2 protein-coding genes are annotated in these 1,222 nt (G+C 70.9%); both read right to left on the reverse strand.

The features are described from left to right. Window positions 1–84: 84 nt before the first annotated feature. Window positions 85–786 carry a hypothetical protein gene (locus tag ACFV9G_RS29910; protein WP_375989039.1) on the reverse strand — a complete coding sequence of 234 codons (702 nt, stop codon included), beginning with the start codon at window positions 784–786 and terminating at the stop codon, window positions 85–87. Further along, window positions 787–1,222 (reverse strand): hypothetical protein (locus ACFV9G_RS29915; RefSeq protein ID WP_378733131.1); only part of this gene is annotated, 436 nt, incomplete at its 5' end.

Below are 1,222 nucleotides of genomic sequence, written 5' to 3' on the forward strand. Positions count from 1 at the left end.
CAGCCCTCGGTGTGGCAGACCAGCTGGCAGTCGACGTCCGGCGTCTCATACGCCTCGGCACTCATAGCACTCCCAAATGGGCGGTCAGGACGCGATGACCATCCAGTGAACGGTCACGGCCGGTGTGACAGTCGCGCGGGTGATCCAGAGTTTGATGCTGGCGTTGGTGATGTCGGTGACGCCGACGCCAGAGACGCCGTTGTTGAGGTTGTTGGTGCCCACGGACGAGTCGATGGCCGTCGCGTAGGCCCGCAGGTTCGTACCCGTGATGTTCAGCCCGGCAACGGTGAGGCTCGTGGGCGCATTGGCAGCGGACGGGGTGATGGTGGCGGTGCCGGTGACGATGTTGCTGGCCGTGAGCACCCCCTGCACGGACGCGCGGGGGTTGGTGCCACCGGGGCCGGACTCCAGGGCAAGCAGGGCCCTGCGGTCCCCGGCTTCCACCGCCCCTGACGCGAGGGTCAGGACGGAGGACTGGGCCGTGTCGTAGTCGACGCTCGCCGGGACCGCCACCAGGCCGTCCTCGACCGGACGGAATGTGAGGCGGCCGTCGCTGAGCCGGGCGGACTGCCTGCCGCCGCGGGTCCACAGCCCGGCACCGCCGCCGCCGTCCGTCCCGAGCTCGGCGAGGACCGTCCCGTCCCCGGCGTACAGCCGCAGCGTTCCGACGGCCGCCGACGACAGCCGCCGCGCGGCCCGCAACTCTCTGACTTGCCGCTCCAGATCCTGGACCCGGCGGGCCAGACTCGTCGCGTCGGCGGGTAGCTGGTCCAGTTGGCGTGGCATTCAGCCCTCCTCTACCAGGATCGGCCGGACCCGGTCCGCGCCCGGCTCCAACTCCCACGCCCAGCAGCGGGCCACCACGTCGGCGCCGGCCGGATGTCGCCTTGAGGACTCGATGCTCAGCCGGATCGAGTCGCCCAGTGCCCAGTCCCTGCCGAGCCGCGGGCACGCGGAGGCAACCCCTTGAATGCTCCACACCTGCGCGCCCTGCGCCATCAGCGCGAGTTCCTTGGCCGCGTTGCCGTCCAGCTGGTCCGGGTCGGTGACCCCTGTTGCGGGGGTGAAGCGGTATTCCCAGATCGGCCAGCCGCCCGCGATGAGTTGCGTCGCTTCCCGCGGCGGTGAGGTGAGCCGGTCCGGTCCTTCGCCCTCACCGCGGGCGATAACACGGGTCGCGCCCTTGCCCCGCTCGTAGGACTCGCTCAGCGTGTACTCGGCC

Source organism: Nocardioides sp. NPDC059952 (assembly GCF_042730435.1).
Taxonomy (GTDB): domain Bacteria; phylum Actinomycetota; class Actinomycetes; order Propionibacteriales; family Nocardioidaceae; genus Nocardioides.